The sequence below is a fragment of the Nonomuraea pusilla genome (assembly GCF_900109355.1).
In the GTDB taxonomy this organism is placed as follows: domain Bacteria; phylum Actinomycetota; class Actinomycetes; order Streptosporangiales; family Streptosporangiaceae; genus Nonomuraea; species Nonomuraea pusilla.
This window is the reverse complement of sequence record NZ_FOBF01000004.1, coordinates 253,845-267,749: the sequence shown is the minus strand read 5'-3', so window position 1 is coordinate 267,749 and position 13,905 is coordinate 253,845. Positions and strand designations below refer to the sequence as shown.

Below are 13,905 nucleotides of genomic sequence, written 5' to 3'. Positions count from 1 at the left end.
GGAGGCTCAATGCGGGTCATCGTCGCGCTCGGCGGCAACGCGCTGCTGCGCCGCGGACAGCGGCCGGACGCCGAGACGCAGAAGGACAACCTTCGCCACGCTGTCAGGACGCTCGCCGCCCTCGCCGAGACTCACGAACTGGTCATCACCCACGGAAACGGCCCCCAGGTGGGCGTGCTCGCGCTGGAGAGCGCCAGCGACCCCAACCTGAGCAGGCCCTACCCGTTCGACACGCTCGGCGCGCAGACGCAGGGCATGATCGGGTACTGGATGCAGCAGGCCCTGCAGAACGCCCTGCCCGGCCGCCAGGTGCTCGCCGTGGTCACGCAGACCCTGGTCTCCGCCGTCGACCCCGCCTTCGACGACCCCACCAAGTTCGTCGGCCAGGTCTACGAGGAGGACGAGGCGCGCAAGCTGGCCGCCGAGTTCGGCTGGACCGTCAAGCCCGACGGGCCGTACTGGCGGCGCGTCGTCCCCTCCCCCGCGCCGCAGCGGGTCGTCGAGACCCGGCTCATCCGGATGATGCTGCGCGAGGGCGTCGTCGTGGTCTGCGCGGGCGGCGGCGGCATCCCCGTCGTGCGCGACGCCCGCGGCCGGCTCACCGGCGTCGAAGCCGTGATCGACAAGGACCTCACCGCGTCCATGCTGGCCGAGGCGCTCGAATGCGACGCCTTCCTCATCCTCACCGACGTCCCCCGCGTCATGCGGGACTTCGGCACCCCCCACCAGACCGAGATCGCCCACACCACCCCGCACGAGCTGCGCGCCCTCGACTTCCCCGCCGGGTCGATGGGGCCGAAGATCGAGGCGGCCTGCCGGTTCGTCGAGACCACCGGCGACATGGCCGCCATCGGCCGGCTCGACCAGGCCGAGGCCGTCCTGGCGGGCGCCGCCGGCACCATCGTCACACCCGGCGGCCGCTGGCCGCTGACGAGCACCCTGTAGGAGCGCGGCATGACCCTGGCCCGGAGGCTCCTGCGCACCAAGCCCGCCGAGATCCTCGTCGCCGAGGGCGGCCACGGCGAGGGCGGCGAGCTGCGCCGCACCATGTCGCTGTGGCAGCTCACCCTGTTCAGCGTCGGCGCCACCCTGGGCACCGGCATCTTCGTCATCCTCGGCCAGGCCGTGCCCAAGGCCGGCCCTGCCGTGGTGCTGTCGTTCCTGCTGGCCGCCGTCACCGCGCTGTTCTCCGCCCTGTCGTACGCCGAGCTCGCCGGCACCATCCCGGTGTCCGGGTCGTCCTACTCGTACGCGTACGCGACGCTCGGGGAGCTGGTCGCCTGGATCTGCGGCTGGTGCCTGATGCTGGAGTACGCCGTCTCCGTCGCCGCCGTCGCCGTCGGCTGGGGCGAGTACCTGAACGCCTTCCTCGGCTCCCTGCTCGGCTTCACCCTGCCCGACGCCGTCACGCGCTCCCCCGGCCAGGACGGCGGCGTGGTGAACCTCACCGCGATCCTCGTCGTGCTCCTCGCCACCTGGCTCCTCCTGCACGGCGCCTCCGAGAGCGCGCGGGCCAACGCCGTCTTCGTGCTCGTCAAGGTGGGCGTGCTGATGTTCTTCTGCGCCGTGGCGTTCACCGCGTTCAAGGCGGGCAACTTCGCGCCGTTCGCCCCCATGGGGGTGGCCGGCGTGACGGCGGCCGCGTCCCAGGTGTTCTTCTCGTACATCGGGTTCGACGCCGCCTCCACCGCCGGCGAGGAGGCCCGCAACCCCAGGCGCGACCTGCCGCTCGCGATCATCCTGTCGCTGGCCGTCGTCACCCTCGTGTACGTCCTCGTCTCCGTCGCCGCCATCGGCGCCCTGCCGTGGACCGCCTTCGAGGAGCAGGGGTCCGAGGCCGGCCTCGCCCACATCGTCAACCTCGCCGCCGGCTCCACCTGGCCCGGCGTGATCGTCGCGTTCGGCGCGGTCGTGGCCATCGCCAGCGTCGTCCTCACCGTCATGTACGGCCAGACGCGCATCCTGTTCGCCATGTCCCGCGACGGGCTCGTCCCCCGCGTCTTCGAGGAGGTGAACCCGCGCCGCCAGGTGCCCGTCGCCAACACGCTGATCGTCGCCGCGTTCATCTCCGTCCTCGCCGGGCTCGTGCCGCTCGGGCAGCTCGCCGAGGCCACCAGCATCGGCACCCTGTTCGCCTTCACCATCGTGAACATCGGCGTGCTCGTCCTGCGCCGCCGCAGCCCCGAGCTGCCGCGCAGCTTCCGCACGCCCCTCTTCCCCGCCACGCCGGTGATCGGCGCCGTCCTGTGCGTCGTCGTCATGGCCGGGCTCGCGGGCGTCACCTGGCAGGCGTTCGGCCTGTGGATGCTGGCCGGGCTGATCTGCTACTTCGCGTACGGCTACCGCCACTCGCGGCTGAACACCGAGGTCGTCGGATGAGGTTCGACAGCGTCCTTTGCGGTTTCATCCCCGAACCGCGCGGCCGCGACGGCCTCGCCCTGGCCATGCTGCTCGCCCGCCGGGCCCACGGCCGGCTGACCGTCGCCACCGTGCAGCCGCCCTCCTGGTCCACGCCGGGGCCGGCCAGGGCGGAGGCGTACGCGTGGCGGGCGTACCTGAAGGAGCAGGCCGAGGCCACGCTGGCGCAGGCGCGGTCGCTGGCGGGCGACGAGGCCGAGTACGTCGTGCAGGCAGGCAGGGGCAGCGGGCGCGGGCTGGTGGAGCTGGCGCGCAGGCGCGGCGCGGACGTCGTCGTCATCGGGTCGGCGCCGGGCGGCGCACGGGGCCGCATCGGCGTCGGCAGCACGGCCGACCAGTTGCTGCACTCGTCCACGGTGCCGGTGCTGCTGGCCCCGCGCGGCTACGCCCAGGACCCTCCCCCCGCGTTCGACCGGCTCACCGTCGCCTACCGGCGCGGTCCCGGCGCCGACGCGGCCGTCGCCCGCGCCGCCAGGGCCGCCGTCGCGCTCGACCTGCCGCTGCGGCTCGTCACGATGGTGGTCACGCACGGGTTCGGGGGCGGCGGCGCGACGGGGCCGGGGGCCGCCGTCGGCGGGGGCGGCAGGCGGGCCGGGGCCGGCCAGGAGATGCTCGCGCGGCTGCGCGAGCAGGCGGCCGCGGACCTGCGGGTCGCGGCCAGGGGCCAGCGCAGGCGGTGCCAGGTGGAGGTCGAGGTGCTGGAGGGCCGCACCATCGCCCAGGCGCTCCGCGCCGCCTCCTGGCTGCCAGGGGAGCTCATCATCTGCGCCTCCAGCGAGACCGGGCCGCTGCGCCGGGTCTTCCTCGGGGACACCTCACTCAAGATCGTGCGGGCCGCGACGCGGCCTGTCATGATTCTGACGCGACAGCCCTGACGGTGGGGCGACTGTCGGCAAACTGTGACGAACTAACGGTACTTTCGGGACACTAGGGGCGTATGTGGCGTTCCCTGCCGCACCGGATTCGGCATCTTTTTTCCAATCAGCTTGACCTCAGCCGCCCTCGCCTTTACCGTCACTGTGCGTAACCACCCGCGCGGCGTGCTGGGGTAAACCCGGGGCCATGGCTACCGATGGTGCCGAGCTCGGCACCAGACCCCCCGGTGGCACGGGCATTCGCCGCAAGGGAGCACAATCTACTGAGAGCGATACATACGAGAGCCGGGGGGCCACACGATGCCGTCTGAGTACGCCAAGTCGCTGGGTGCACGACTCCGCGCCATCCGCACCCAGCAGGGCCTGTCCCTGCATGGAGTCGAAGAGAAGTCCCGCGGCAGGTGGAAAGCCGTGGTCGTGGGCTCGTACGAGCGTGGCGACCGCGCCGTCACGGTGCAGAAGCTTGCCGAGCTTGCCGACTTCTACGGGGTGCCCGTCTCCGAGCTGCTGCCCGGAGGAGCGGCGCCGAGCCCGCTGGGGCCGACGCCGAAGCTTGTGATCGACCTGGAGAGGCTTGCGGCGCTGCCGAAGGAGAAGGCGGGGGCGCTCGCCCGTTATGCCGCCACCATCCAGAGCCAGCGCGGCGACTACAACGGCAAGGTCCTGTCGATCCGCCAGGAGGACCTCCGCTCCCTTGCCGTGATCTACGACAAGTCGCCGAGCGAGCTGACCGAGGAGCTCATCAGCTGGGGCGTGCTGGACGCGGAGGCCCGCAGGGCCGTCGAGTCCTTCTGACCCTGACGCTCCAGGGGAGCTCCACCCGGAGCTCCCCTTTGTGCTCCCCGTCCCCGCCTCCCGCCCTCACTCCAGACCCCCGGGCACACCACCACCCGAACCGGCTCAGTGAACCCCCTGATCCCCCGCACCCGAGCCGGACAGCCGAGCCCCACCCAGCCGGCAGCGCGTTCCGCAGGCCCACGCAGGGGCGCGGCCTTTCCCGGCGCACGGCGTCGCCCAGGGCCGGACATCGGGCAAGGCGGGGCCTTCCCAGGGTGGTGCGTTTCGCGGCGCGCGGCATCCCGCAGGGCACCGTCCTGCCCGGCGCCGTTGTACGACGCAATGGCGTTCTACGGCGCATGACGTTCCGCAGCGCATGGCATTCCGCGGGCACGAGGCTCCGCGGGCACCGCATTCTGCGGGCACGAGGCTCTGCGGGCACCACATTCTGCGGGCACCGCATTCCGCGGGCACGAGGCTCTGGGGCACCGCATTCTGCGGGTACGGAATTGCGCTGGGCGCGGCATCCCATCGCGCACGGCAATCCATCGTGCACGGCAATCCATCGTGCACGGCAATCCATCGTGCACGGCAATCCATGGGCCGCGGCATTCCCCAGGGCGCGGCGTTCCCCGGGCGCGGCATTCCATCGTGTACGGCATTCCCCGGGCCCGACATTCCGCGGGATGAAAGGGAGGCGGACTCCGGGGGTGTTCTGCGGGTGAGAGGGGCGTTCCCCGGGCTCAGCGGAGGGTGGGGGGAGGCGGAGAGGCCTTCTGCCGGCGGGATGGCGTTCTGCGGCGGGATGGCGTTCGCTGGCTCGCCAAGGCGCGGAAGGTGCGGCGTCGGTGGGCGGCGGCGGCCTGGAGGCGGCGGAACTGCCGGGAGGGGCGTGCCGGGAATCGTGTTCTCTGCTGGGGAAGGCGTTCTGAATCGCCATTCTTCATGGCGAGAGGGATGGCCGTGCCGGGGAAGGGGTTCTGCCGGTGAAAGAGCGCAGGGGGTAGCGCGAGCGGTGGTGCGATCTGGCCGGAAGACTCCCTTCCGGCTCCTTACGGCGTCCGATGCCTCCCGATGGCCCGCCCGTCGTACGGGCGCGGCTCCCGGTGTACGGGAGACGGCCGGCCGCCGTCTGTACGGCAGCGCCTCCGGATGGTCAGGCGCTGGCCTCGTTCCCCTGGGGTGGGGTCACCCCGCGAGAGGGACGTCCACGGGAAGCTGGCCCTGCGCCGGAACCCCGAGGATGTCCTCCACCGTCGAGACGAAGGTCTCGGCCTCCGTCAGCAGCTCGTCGGCGTCGGCCGCGCTGATGCCCCGCACGACGCCCGCCTCGGCGGCGGCGCGCTTGGCGGCGCTCTGCGAGAAGTACGCCGCCCACTCGGCCAGGTGCGGCTCGGCCTCGGGCAGCAGCTCCCAGGCACTGCGCAGGCGGCGCCTGCGCCCCTCCATGGGCCTCGGGCGGGCGGCCAGGAGCGCCGCCGCCGCCCGGAGGGCCGCCAGGTGCGCGGCGACGTAGCGGGATGCCGGGGCGCGAGCCGCGCTCGCCTCCGCCAGGCAGGAACGTGAATCGGCAAGGTGTGCCCGGACCGCGGGCGAAAGCCGGGGCCCGGGCGTGTCTCTCGGCCGTGGTGCCATCGTGCGCGCCTCCTCGTGTCGTGGGCGGCTCCCGGCGTCTCCGCCGGTGATGTCAACTCTCGCAGACCCCACCGACATTTCCGCCGGGCTGGCCGGACGAGGAGCTTCCCCTCACCCCGTCCGGCCAGGACGCGCCCACTCGTCTTCGCCGACGACGAGGACGCGACCTTCGCCCGTGGAGCCTGATCGCGGGTCGCGCTTGGGGAAGCGGACGGCCCGCGACCAGGTCCTGCCGACGTGAGCCGCGAGCCTCACGTCGCAACGTCGAACATAATTTCGACCACGCTCGGTGTCAACCTGTTCCACGAACATAGGTTCGATGCGAGACCTGCTCGTCTCCCCCGCACACGCCCCCTGGACGGTGAGCTGACACGACGCCCCGGGCCGCCACCCCTGATGGGGCGAGACGGCAGCGGCCACGCTTGGACGCGGATTGCGGGCGGTGGGTGTCGGGCCGTCAAGGACAGCGACGGAACGGAAGAGGGAGGGAAGAAGGAGGTGGAGAGACACGCGCGGGACGCAGACGAAGGTCCGCCGGGCGCGGGGGCCCCAGGCGCGGGGGCTCCGGGCGCGGAGGCCCCAGGCGCGGGGTGCCGGGCGCGGGGACCCCCGGGCGCGGGGTGCCGGGCGCGGGGTGCCGGGCGCGGGGTGCCGGGCGCGGGGACCCCCGGGCGCGGGGTGCCGGGCGCGGGGACCCCCGGGCGCGGGGACCCCCGGGCGCGGGGACCCCCGGGCGCGGGGTGCCGGGCGCGGAACCCCGGGCGTGGGGTGCCGGAGGTGGCGTGCCCGGGGTTCCAGGGGCGGCGCGCCCAGGGTGCCGGTGGCGAAGGCTCCTGGGCGCTGGCAGGGCCGACGGCACGGCACCGACCGCGGGATGGCGTGGGCGGGGGCTGGGCCGACGGCACGGCACCGACCGCGGGATGGCGTGGGCGGGGGCTGGGCCGACGGCACGGCAGCCGACCGCCGGGCGGGGTGAGCGCGGGGCTGGGCGGGCGGCACGGCAGCCGACCGCCGGGCGGTACCCCGGGGCGGAGGTGGGTCAGTTCGGGGGGCAGGGGGTGAGGGTGAAGTCGATCTCGAAGGTTCTGGTCCAGGGGAGGGTGAGATCGCCGAGGGTCCACCGGTCGTCGCCCGCCAGTGCGCGCAGCAGCGGTCGCAGCAGCGTCTCCACCTGGTCGAGGTAGCCCTGGGCCCGCTCGCCCCCGAAGGCCCCCTCCCTGAACTGCCCGGCCGTGTAGCCGAGCCGGTGCTCGCGGGCCAGCCGCGGCCTGACGACCGCCTGGTACGCGTAGTCCTCCACGAGGCGGTGCAGCTTGAGGCGGGTGGCCGCGCGGGCGTCGAGGGTGCCGTTCCTCCTGCCCGCGATGGTGGCGACGGCGGCGGCCACGACCGAGCCCATGGTGTTGCCCGCGGTGTTCCAGCCGCCGTAGGCGGCGAGCGGCTCGATGAGTTCCTGTTCGATCAGGGCTTCGACCAGGGCGGGGTCGGAGCCGTTGGTGTGGCGGACGTCGGCCAGGGCCACGGCGGCGCCGGTGTCGAGCGCGGCCCGTACCGCCTGGACGGTCGCCTTGGCGGCGGCGGGGTCGGGCTGGGGCGGTGCGCCGCACCAGTCGCCGCGCCCGGGGTCGGGGGTGTGGACGACCAGCACGACGTCGGCCGCCTCGGGGTCCTCCACGAGCGTGGTCCCGGCGGCCTGCGCCTGGCGGCGGGCGCCGAGGCCGGCGGGCAGGTTCTCGAAGGGCGCGACGAGGTCGAGCCCGGCGGGGTCGCCGGCGACGACGGCGACGCGGATGGGCTCGCCCTGGGCGGCGGCGAGCGCCCTGGCGACGAGCAGGGCGCCGACCTCGTCGGCCCCGGGGTACATCAGCAGCGTGCCGGGCGCGTCGAGGGCCCGCGCCCAGTGGCGCAGCCAGTCCTGCTCGACGGAGCCCGCCGAGTGGACGGCGGTGTCGTCGGCGGTGATGAGGAGCGGGTCGACGACGCCTTCGGCGTGCAGCCGCAGCGATTCGAGGTTGACGACGTGGTTGCGCAGCCTGCGGCGCTGGAAGTCGGAGCGGACGGGCGCGGGGATCTGCGCGTCGAGCTCGGCGAGCCGCTCGGCGACGGGTTCGCCCTGGTGGGCGCGATGCAGCAGGCCGCCGTAGGCGTGCAGCTCCCTGCCGTAGGAGGGCCAGTAGGACGGCTCCTCGTCGCCGCTGTAGCCGTCGCTCGCCCTGGTCACGAGGGAGACGGCCGAGATCGGCAGCGCGGGCGCCGCCTCCCGGAGGCGGCGCAGCACGTCGAGGCGGCGCAGGACGGTGGCGGTGGCGTCCTGGGTCGTCCTGGCCGCGATGAGCCCGCCGTGCGCCAGCATGTCGACGCTGACCACCGCGGCGTCGGCGTCGGCGTGGCCGAGCAGCCATTCTCCCAGCAGGTCGGCCTGGCCGGGCACGCGCATCCGCGGGAGGAGGTCGCGGCCGGGCAGGTGGACGCGGGCTCCCGCGACGGCGCCGACGTCCACGGGCAGGCGGGTGTTGACGGGCCGTTCGTCCAGGGGGAGCAGGGCGATGTTCACGTGGGGGCCTCCTGCGTGCTCAGGACGTCGCCGCGGGCGAGTCCCGGTAGATGGTGAGCTGGTAGAAGTAGCGGTCGCCGCGGTAGAGGGACTCGCCCCGCTCGATGGCGCGGCCGCGCGCGTCGTAGGCGGTCCTCTGCACGAGGAACGCGGGCGAGAACGGCGGCGCCTGCAGGGCTTCGGCGTCGGCGGGGTCGAGCACGGTCGCCCTGATCGTCTGCTCGGCCCGGTGGAGGGTGATGCCGCGGGTGGCGAGCTCGGCGTAGAGCGAGCCGTGCAGGGTGAGGACGAGGTCGCCGGGGATCAGCTCGGACGGGAAGTAGCTGTTCTCGAGGCACATGGGCTCGTCGTCGGCGGTGCGTACGCGGCGGACGTGCAGCACCTCGGCCGACGGGCTAATCCGCAGGGCGTAGCCGATCTCGGCGCCGGCCGGGACGCGCTCGCTGGTGACGTGGAGCGAGCCGGGCCGCCGCCCGCGTGAGCGCATGTCCTCGCTGAAGGAGGTCAGCTCCATGGACTTGGCGATGCGCGGCTCGCTGACGAACGTCCCGGAGCCCTGCACGCGGTAGACGTGCCCTTCCTGCTCCAGCTGGTCGAGGACGCGCCTGACGGTGAGCCGGCTGAGCGAGAACTCCTCGGCGAGGCTGCGCTCGGTCGGCAGCCTGTCGTGCGGCGACAGCCGCGTGGACAGCAGCCCGAGCAGGTGCCTGCGCAGGTGCTCGGACTTGGCCGGGCGGCGCGCGGGCGTGCCGGTGGCCGTCATCGTTCCTCCCGTCTCGGCTGCGTACGCCGCCGGTCCAGACCTCCTCGACATCATTGGAGTAGCCCAATCATGCACCGCAAACCCGACAGAAGGCTAGCTATTGACCGCTTTGAAGAAGGTGGGCTATACCAATTCAACCGAACCAACCTCTAACTGGGGAGTGCCTGGATGAGGATCCACGGATTAGGCATGTCCTGGGGCGTCGTGGGGACGGCGGTCGCGCTCACCGCCACCCTGACCGGCTGCGCGGGCTCGTCGGACCCGGAGGGCTCCGGCGGCTCCGGCGGGAAGACCACCATCACGTTCTCGTACCTCTGGACGGGCGCCGAGGCCGCCGCGCTGGAGAAGATCATCAAGGACTTCAACGCGTCGCAGAGCAGGATCGTGGTCAAGGGCGTGTCCAATCCCGACGCGCAGAAGCAGCTGGCCTCGATGTCCAGCGGCTCGGGATCCTTCGACATCTCCGACAACTTCGGCTCGAACGTCGGGGCGTGGGCGGCCAAGGGCATCCTGGCCCCGCTCGACGACCTGCTGAAGGACACCGACACCGCCGACTTCGCCCCCGCCGCCATGGCGCAGATGCGCCACAAGGGCAAGACGTACGCGGTGCCGATCTCCGTCCACACCCTCCAGCTCGTCTACAACAAGAAGATGCTCGCCGAGGCCGGGGTGGAGCCCCCGAAGACCACGGACGAGCTCGCGGCGGCCGTCGCCAAGCTCACCAAGGTGGGCCCCGGAGGCGACATCACCCGGCTCGGGCTGGGCAACCCCAGCCTGATGAACTCCCTGACCACGCTCGGCTTCGCCTTCGGCGGCACCTGGGACGGCCAGGACCCCGCCGCGCCCGCCCCGACCCCGTCGCAGCCGGGCAACCTCGCCGCGCTGAAGTTCTGGCAGGACACGATCACCAGCAAGTACGGGGCCGACAAGGTCGCCAAGTTCGTGGCCGGCTGGGGCCAGTACATGTCGCCGCAGGACCCCTTCTACGCCGGCAAGGTCGCCATGATCATGGATGGCGAGTGGCAGGCGGTGTCGATCCAGAAGAACGCCAAGGACCTGGAGTGGGGCGTAACCTCCATCCCGGTCGCCGAGCCCGCGCTCGAAGGCACGACGCAGCTCACCGCGAGCACGCTGTTCATCCCCGCCAACTCCAGGCACAAGGAGGAGGCCGCGGCCTTCCTCAAGCACCTGTCCGGCAAGGACGCCATGCGGGAGTTCAACCTGGCGCTCGGCAACCTGCCCGCCCGCACCTCGCTGCTGGACGACCCGGCCTTCAAGGCCATCCCCCAGTTCTCGGCCTGGCTGGACGCGCTGAAGTCGCCCAACGTCAAGTCACTGTCGAGCGCGCCCTACTCGGCGCAGTACGCCACCGACCTGAGCAGCGCCTTCGACTCCGTGGCCCGCGGCACGGCGACGCCGGAGCAGGCCATGGGGCAGGTCGCCGAACGAGCCAAGAGCTATGCCACGAACTGACCGGCGCCGCGAGCTCCTCAAGGGGCTCGCGTTCGCCTCGCCGTTCCTGATCGGCTTCGCCGTCTTCATCGCGTACCCGATCCTGGCGTCGTTCCGCTACAGCTTCACCGACTTCAACCTCTTCCAGGAGCCCACCGCGGTGGGCCTGGACAACTACGCGCACATGCTGTCGGACGACCGGTTCTGGCGCAGCCTGGGCAACACGCTCTACCTGACCGCGCTCGGCGTCCCGCTGACGATCGTCATCGCGCTCGCGGGCGCCCACGTGCTCAACCTGCCCGTGCGGGGGCAGCCGCTGTTCAGGGCGCTGGTGTACCTGCCGACGATCGTGCCCGTCGTGGTCGGCGGCTACCTGTGGCGCTGGCTGCTCAACGCCCAGTACGGCTTCGTCAACCACCTGCTGGAGCTGCTGCGCCTGCCCGCGCCGCTGTGGCTGGAGAGCCCCGACTGGTCGCGTCCCGCCATCGTGCTGATGTCGCTGTGGACCGTCGGCGGCACCACGATCATCTACCTGGCGGCGCTGAAGGAGATCCCGAAGGACCTGCACGAGGCCGCCGCCATCGACGGCGCCGGAGCCTGGCGCAGGTTCCGCCACATCACCTGGCCGACGCTGTCGCCGATCACGCTGTTCCAGGTGATCGTCACCCTGATCAGCTTCCTGCAGATCTTCACCCAGCCGTACCTGCTGACCCAGACCCGGCTCAACGAGAGCAGCGGCGGTCCCGACGACTCGATGCTGTCCTACTCGATGTACCTGTTCCAGAACGCGTTCGTGTTCCTGAAGATGGGCTACGCCTCGGCCATGGCCTGGGTGATGTTCCTGATCACGCTGGTCATCACCGCCCTGTTGCTGGCGAGCTCCAGGAGGTGGGTGCACTATGGCTCCCGTTGACCGGGCGGCCCCCGGGACAGGCCTGCGGGAGGCGGGACGGGCGGGCCGCTGGGCGCTGCGCAGGGTCGTCGTCCTCGGGCTGGCGCTGCTGTTCGTCTTCCCGTTCCTGGTCATGCTGACCACCGCGTTCAAGCTGCCGGACGACATCTTCCACGCGCCGCCCCGCCTGCTGCCGAGCAGCTGGACCTGGGACAACTTCACCCAGGCGTTCCAGCAGATGCCGGTCTGGAGGTACCTGGGCAACACGCTGTTCGTCTCGGCGGCGACCGTGGTCGGCACGCTGATCGCCTGCCCGCTGGTGGCGTACTCGCTGTCGAAGCTGCGCTGGCGGGGCCGCAGCGCGCTGCTGGCCGTGGTGCTGGCCACGATGATGCTGCCGCCGCAGATCACCATGATCCCGGTCTACCTGCTGTGGAACGCACTGCACGCGGGCAACACGTACTGGCCGCTGATCACCCCGGCGTTCTTCGGGACCCCGTTCCTGATCTTCATGATCCGCCAGTTCCTGATGAGCGTGCCCGACGAGCTGATCGCCGCCGCCCGCCTGGACGGCGCGAGCGAGCTGCGCATCTACCTGTCGATCGTGCTCCCGCTGGCCAGGCCCGCCCTGGTGACCTCCGCGGTGTTCCAGTTCGTCTGGACCTGGACGGACTTCCTGAACCCCCTCATCTACCTCAACGATAGCGAGAAGTACACCTTGTCGATCGGTCTGTACGCCTTCTTCGGCGAGCACGACATCGCCTGGGGCCCGCTGATGGCCGCCTGCGTCATGTTCACGATGCCCGCGCTGCTCATCTTCATCTTCGGCCAGCGGTACTTCGTGGGCGGCATCTCGGCGGGGGCGTTCAAGTGAGCGTCGCGGACGTGCTCGGCCTGCTGCGCGGCGGGCTCGTCGTCTCCTGCCAGGCGCCCGCGGGGCACCCGCTGCGGGACCCCGGCGTCATCGCCGCGCTGGCCGAGTGCGCGGTGCTGGGCGGGGCCGCGGGCCTGCGGATCAACTCCCCCGCCGACATCCGCGCGGTACGGCGGCGCACCGCGCTCCCGGTGATCGGCCTGCACAAGGTCAGGCACGGCCACCGCGACGTCATCACCCCGTCGCTGGAGCTGGCCGCCGGCCTGGCCGAGGCGGGCGCCGACGTCATCGCGATCGACCTGACGCCCGAGTCCCCGGCGCACGGCCCTGACCTGGTCGCGGCCGTGCGGGACGAGCTGGGCCGCCCGGTGATGGCGGACGTCTCCACCCTGGAGGAGGGCCTGGCGGCCTGGGGCGCGGGCGCCGACGTCGTGGGCACCACGCTGTCCGGGTACACCGCCCGCCAGCTGCCGCCCCCCGACGATCCCGACATCGAGCTCGTCGCGGCGCTGGCCGCCCGGGGCGTCAGGGTCGTCGCCGAGGGCCGCTACCGCACCGAGGAGCAGGTACGGCGGGCGTTCGACGCGGGCGCCTGGGCGGTCGTGGTCGGCAGCGCCATCACCGACCCCGTCGCCATCACGGCGAGGCTCCGCGCCGCGACCCCTCGGGCCGTGGACGAGCCGCGATGACGCCGCTCGCGCTGGCGGTCGACATCGGCGGCACCAAGATCGCCGCCGCGCTCGTGGACGGCGAGGGGCGCCTGGCCGAGCGGCGCAGGGTGCCCACGCCCGCCTCCGAGGGCGGTGAGGCGATCATGGCGGCGGTGGCGGCCGTGTCGGCCCCGCTGCTCGCCGCCGGCGGCTCCCGGGTGGTGGCCTGCGGGATCGGCACGGCGGGCGTCGTGGACGGCCGCGGCCGCGTCGCCAGCGCCACCGACCTGCTGACGGGCTGGGCGGGCACCGACGTCAAGGGCGTCGCAGAGCGGACCCTCGGGCTGCCGGCCGTCGTGATGAACGACTGCCACGCGGCGGGCGCCGGCGAGTCGCGGCTGGGCGCCGCCCGCGACGCCGAGACGGCCCTGGTCGTCGCCGTCGGCACCGGCATCGGCGGCGCGCTGTGCCGCTCCGGCGCGCCGGTCACCGGGCGTACCGGCACGGCGGGCAGCATCGGCCACGTCCCGGCTCCGCCGCCGCCCGCCCTCCCCCACGGCCCCGCGCCGGCGCCGCGCAGGTGCTCCTGCGGCGCGACGGACCACGTCGAGGCGTACGCGTCGGGCCCGGCCGTCGAGCGCGCCTACCGCGAGGCGGCCGGGCGCGCGCTCCCCCTCGCCGAGATCGGGCGGCGCGCGGCCGCCGGCGACGCCGACGCGGAGCGCGTGATCGGGGACGCGGCGACCCTGCTGGGACGCGTCCTGGCCGGAGCCGCGAACCTGCTCGACCCCGACGTGATCGTGATCGCCGGCGGGGTCTCCCTGCTCGGCCCGCCCCTGCTGGCGCCGCTCGCCTCCGCCTTCCGCGCCGAGGCGCTCCCCGGCCCCCGCGACATCCCCGTGCGCGCGGCGGCGCTGGGCGGCGACGCCGTCCTCGTCGGCGCGGGCACCCACGCCCTCGCCCGCGGGCGATGACGCATCGGACCCTCCCCTCCCCCCGACCCCCCGACCGATTG

The 13,905-nt window shown here is 73.1% G+C and carries 12 protein-coding genes; 9 read left to right on the top strand and 3 right to left on the bottom strand.

What is annotated here, in order from left to right; genetic code table 11:
* Positions 1 to 9: 9 nt before the first annotated feature.
* The 4 genes from arcC (at position 10) to bldD (ending at position 4,088) form a co-directional block, all read left to right on the top strand.
* Positions 10 to 945, top strand: coding sequence for a carbamate kinase (gene arcC, locus BMX74_RS10265; protein WP_091099879.1), 936 nt, complete (start codon positions 10 to 12; stop codon positions 943 to 945).
* A gap of 9 nt (positions 946 to 954) precedes the next feature.
* Positions 955 to 2,379, top strand: coding sequence for an amino acid permease (locus BMX74_RS10260; RefSeq protein WP_091099876.1), 1,425 nt, complete (start codon positions 955 to 957; stop codon positions 2,377 to 2,379).
* Positions 2,376 to 3,293: a universal stress protein gene (locus BMX74_RS10255; protein ID WP_091099874.1), complete on the top strand. Its 918-nt coding sequence runs from the start codon at positions 2,376 to 2,378 to the stop codon at positions 3,291 to 3,293. The genes BMX74_RS10260 and BMX74_RS10255 overlap by 4 nt, the downstream gene beginning before the upstream one ends.
* Positions 3,294 to 3,593: 300 nt before the next feature.
* Positions 3,594 to 4,088, top strand: a complete 495-nt coding sequence (gene bldD, locus BMX74_RS10250; RefSeq protein WP_055503136.1) for a transcriptional regulator BldD — start codon at positions 3,594 to 3,596, stop codon at positions 4,086 to 4,088.
* Positions 4,089 to 5,258: 1,170 nt separating this feature from the next.
* On the opposite strand, the gene BMX74_RS10245 is transcribed toward bldD, so the two are convergent.
* The 3 genes from BMX74_RS10245 to BMX74_RS10235 all read right to left on the bottom strand — a co-directional run bounded on the left by BMX74_RS10245 (position 5,259) and on the right by BMX74_RS10235 (position 9,022).
* A complete protein-coding gene (locus tag BMX74_RS10245; protein WP_055503137.1) occupies positions 5,259 to 5,705 on the bottom strand; it encodes an SAV_6107 family HEPN domain-containing protein in 447 nt (148 codons plus the stop codon).
* Positions 5,706 to 6,744: 1,039 nt separating this feature from the next.
* Positions 6,745 to 8,259 carry a DUF4127 family protein gene (locus BMX74_RS10240; protein WP_055503138.1) on the bottom strand — a complete coding sequence of 505 codons (1,515 nt, stop codon included), beginning with the start codon at positions 8,257 to 8,259 and terminating at the stop codon, positions 6,745 to 6,747.
* A 19-nt stretch (positions 8,260 to 8,278) separates the two neighbouring features.
* A complete protein-coding gene (locus BMX74_RS10235) occupies positions 8,279 to 9,022 on the bottom strand; it encodes a GntR family transcriptional regulator (protein WP_177227301.1) in 744 nt (247 codons plus the stop codon).
* 189 nt (positions 9,023 to 9,211) lie between these two features.
* Here BMX74_RS10235 and BMX74_RS10230 point away from each other — a divergent pair, with 189 nt between their 5' ends.
* The 5 genes from BMX74_RS10230 to BMX74_RS10210 are packed head-to-tail and all read left to right on the top strand — an operon-like array spanning position 9,212 to position 13,864.
* Positions 9,212 to 10,495: an ABC transporter substrate-binding protein gene (locus tag BMX74_RS10230; RefSeq protein WP_177227300.1), complete on the top strand. Its 1,284-nt coding sequence runs from the start codon at positions 9,212 to 9,214 to the stop codon at positions 10,493 to 10,495.
* Positions 10,482 to 11,387 carry a carbohydrate ABC transporter permease gene (locus tag BMX74_RS10225; protein ID WP_055503141.1) on the top strand — a complete coding sequence of 302 codons (906 nt, stop codon included), beginning with the start codon at positions 10,482 to 10,484 and terminating at the stop codon, positions 11,385 to 11,387. Before BMX74_RS10230 ends, BMX74_RS10225 begins: the two co-directional genes overlap by 14 nt.
* Positions 11,374 to 12,240, top strand: a complete 867-nt coding sequence (locus BMX74_RS10220) for a carbohydrate ABC transporter permease (RefSeq protein ID WP_055503142.1) — start codon at positions 11,374 to 11,376, stop codon at positions 12,238 to 12,240. The genes BMX74_RS10225 and BMX74_RS10220 overlap by 14 nt, the downstream gene beginning before the upstream one ends.
* Positions 12,237 to 12,929 (top strand): N-acetylmannosamine-6-phosphate 2-epimerase, encoded by a 693-nt coding sequence (locus BMX74_RS10215; RefSeq protein ID WP_055503143.1) that lies wholly within the window; start codon positions 12,237 to 12,239, stop codon positions 12,927 to 12,929. Before BMX74_RS10220 ends, BMX74_RS10215 begins: the two co-directional genes overlap by 4 nt.
* Positions 12,926 to 13,864 (top strand): ROK family protein, encoded by a 939-nt coding sequence (locus BMX74_RS10210; protein WP_055503144.1) that lies wholly within the window; start codon positions 12,926 to 12,928, stop codon positions 13,862 to 13,864. The genes BMX74_RS10215 and BMX74_RS10210 overlap by 4 nt, the downstream gene beginning before the upstream one ends.
* Positions 13,865 to 13,905 lie beyond the last annotated feature (41 nt).

Excerpts from the sequence above, each read along its gene's own strand:
- arcC (WP_091099879.1), top strand. The coding sequence starts at position 10 with ATGCGGGTCATCGTCGCGCTCGGCGGCAACGCGCTGCTGCGCCGCGGA.
- BMX74_RS10260 (WP_091099876.1), top strand. The coding sequence starts at position 955 with ATGACCCTGGCCCGGAGGCTCCTGCGCACCAAGCCCGCCGAGATCCTC.
- BMX74_RS10255 (WP_091099874.1), top strand. The coding sequence starts at position 2,376 with ATGAGGTTCGACAGCGTCCTTTGCGGTTTCATCCCCGAACCGCGCGGC.
- bldD (WP_055503136.1), top strand. The coding sequence starts at position 3,594 with ATGCCGTCTGAGTACGCCAAGTCGCTGGGTGCACGACTCCGCGCCATC.
- BMX74_RS10245 (WP_055503137.1), bottom strand. The coding sequence starts at position 5,705 with ATGGCACCACGGCCGAGAGACACGCCCGGGCCCCGGCTTTCGCCCGCG.
- BMX74_RS10235 (WP_177227301.1), bottom strand. The coding sequence starts at position 9,022 with ATGACGGCCACCGGCACGCCCGCGCGCCGCCCGGCCAAGTCCGAGCAC.
- BMX74_RS10230 (WP_177227300.1), top strand. The coding sequence starts at position 9,212 with ATGTCCTGGGGCGTCGTGGGGACGGCGGTCGCGCTCACCGCCACCCTG.
- BMX74_RS10225 (WP_055503141.1), top strand. The coding sequence starts at position 10,482 with ATGCCACGAACTGACCGGCGCCGCGAGCTCCTCAAGGGGCTCGCGTTC.
- BMX74_RS10220 (WP_055503142.1), top strand. The coding sequence starts at position 11,374 with ATGGCTCCCGTTGACCGGGCGGCCCCCGGGACAGGCCTGCGGGAGGCG.
- BMX74_RS10210 (WP_055503144.1), top strand. The coding sequence starts at position 12,926 with ATGACGCCGCTCGCGCTGGCGGTCGACATCGGCGGCACCAAGATCGCC.